The following is a 2,874-nucleotide window of genomic DNA, read 5'->3' on the forward strand; positions in this document are numbered from 1 at the left end:
TTGATTTAGAGGATAATGGTGATGATTCAGTCCTTGATTATAATTGGTGGGGAGATAACACTCCAAGCATAATGGCAAATGGTACTCCATTTACTCCTGATAAATACTTTGTTGTGGGAATTACCAATATCACAGCTATCGGTCATCATAGCACTGCCTTATTTAACTACACTTTTGGTTTAAATGATAACAGTTCTGCTAATGCAACTCTCCTACCTTATTTTGTCACTGATGTTTGGACCAATATCACAACCACAGGGAGTGTTGAAGTATTCAACCTTTTATCTTTCAATCCAACTGGATTAACACATATCAGTAACTTCGATGCAAGAGAAAATAAAATCATTGCAGTCACACTAAACCTCACCAACACACAAGAAGTTGAATTCACATTTGTAACAGACAACGAAGTCAGCAAAATAGATTTACTAGTCTACAATAATAGTGGAGAAAATATAATTATTAATGGAGGAAATGGAACATATCACACCAATATAACTATTAATGCCACATTATCTAATTTAACTGGACCACTTTCTAACAAAACCATTAACTTCTACATAGACACTGATGGTGATTTTAATGGAACTGGAACTGCTGATTTAATCTTCATTGGAACTGGAATAACTGATGCTAATGGATTTACTAATATTACATACCTAATCAATTACACAGGCAACTATTCAATTTTCGCCATTGCTTTTGAGGATGATAACACCACCATCTTAACCTTCAACACCACCAATCTCAGCTTCTACCCTCAAAATGCCACTATCACAGCTTATAATAACACCACAACAGTTGGAGTCTACCCTACATTAATAGCTAATGTCACTGGTCAATTAGATGGTCAATTAGAAGGTGTAACAGTTAACTTCATTGTTAATGGTAATATTGTAGGTACTTCTATCACAAATTCCAGTGGTATAGCTATTTTCACATACACTGGCACTGATTTCGCATCTAACTTCACATATTCTATTGAACTAGATAATGGTAACTATTCTGCCCTTAATAGCACTGCAGAAGTATTTATCAACAAAGCTAATATCAACATCAACATCACAACTCCAAATGCAAATGTTGGACAAATAATTAATATTACTTTAAACATCACTAACTTAGCTAATTCTAGCTATCCTATCAATGGTTTATTTAATGTTAGTGTTGGTGGGGTTAATTATACCAATGTTAACTTTATTAATGGTTTAGCCAATGTATCTTATCCAGTTACCATACCTGCTAATAATTTAAATATCACTGTCCATACTAACGATTATTACAATACTAACATTACTAACATTACTGTTAACTTCACCAAAGCAAATATTGGTATTAATGCTATTGCTAAAGGTAGTGTTGGACAAATAGTTAATATTACTTTGAATCTCACTAATTTGGCTAATTCTAGCTATCTTGTTAATGGTTTGTTTAATGTTAGTGTTGGTGGGGTTAATTATACCAATGTTAACTTTATTAATGGTTTAGCTAATGTATCCTACCAAGTCACAGCAATAGATAATAGTTTAAATATCAGTGTTAGTGGTAATGATTATTATAATTTTAATAATACTAGTGTTATTGTTAATTTCACTAAAGCAAATATTGGTATTGGCACTGTTGTTCCAAATGGTAGTGTTGGACAAATAGTTAATATTACTTTGAATCTCACTAATTTAGCTAATTCTAGCTATCCTGTTAATGGTTTGTTTAATGTTAGTGTTGGCGGGGTTAATTATACTAATGTTAACTTTATTGATGGTTTAGCTAATGTATCTCATCAGATTACATCCTCAGGTCGTAGTTTGAATATCAGTGTTAGTGGTAATGATTATTATAATTTTAATAATACTAGTGTTGTTGTTAATTTTACTAAAGCAAAATTAGGTATTAATGCTGTTGTTCCGAGTGGTAGTGTTGGGCAAGTGGTTAATGTTCCTTTGAATCTCACTAATTTGGCTAATTCTAGCTATCCTGTTAATGGTTTGTTTAATGTTAGTGTTGGTGGGGTTAATTATACTAATGTTAATTTTACCAATGGTTTAGCTAATATATCTTACCAAATTACGGCATTAGGCAGTAGTTTAAATATCGGTGTTAGTGGTAATGATTATTATAATTTTAATAATACTAGTGTTGTTGTTAATTTCACTAAAGCAAATATTGGTATTAATATTATTGCTAAAGGTAGTGTTGGACAAATAGTTAATATTACTTTGAATCTCACTAATTTGCCTAATTCTAGTTATTTGGTTAATGGTTTGTTTAATATTAGTGTTGATGGAGTTGATTATGCCAATGTTAACTTTACTAATGGTTTAGCTAATATATCTTACCAGGTTACAGCATTAGGCAGTAGTTTAAATATCGGTGTTAGTGGTAATGATTATTATAATTTTAATAATACTAGTGTTGTTGTTAATTTCACTAAAGCAAATATTGGTATTGGTGCTGTTGTTCCGAGTGGTAGTGTTGGTGATGTGGTTAATGTTACTTTGAATCTTACTAATTTGGCTAATTTTAGTTATTTGGTTAATGGTTTGTTTAATGTTAGTGTTGATGGGGTTAATTATACTAATGTTAACTTTGTTAATGGACTTGCTAAAGTACCTTACAATATTAAAGAGTCTATCAGTAGTTTAAATATCACTATCAATACTAATCAACTTTATAATTCCAATAGCACTGCTTTAGATGTTAATTTCTCTAAACAAAATGTTTTTCTAAATATCAATGTTCCAAATGGCAGTGTTGATGATGTGGTTAATGTTACTGTAGATGTTTTAGATAAAAATGGTAATCCATTGATTAATAAAACTGTTGAGATTATTGTTAATGGTAAATCACTAGGTAAATTTATTAGCGACAGCAAAG

Annotated in this window: 1 protein-coding gene; it reads left to right on the forward strand. The window is 30.8% G+C overall.

Translation table 11 applies throughout. The features are described from left to right. Nucleotides 1-2,874 (forward strand): beta strand repeat-containing protein (locus MBFIL_RS10775; RefSeq protein WP_169805498.1); only part of this gene is annotated, 2,874 nt, incomplete at both ends.

It is taken from the genome of Methanobrevibacter filiformis (assembly GCF_001639265.1).
GTDB classification, from domain to species: domain Archaea; phylum Methanobacteriota; class Methanobacteria; order Methanobacteriales; family Methanobacteriaceae; genus Methanacia; species Methanacia filiformis.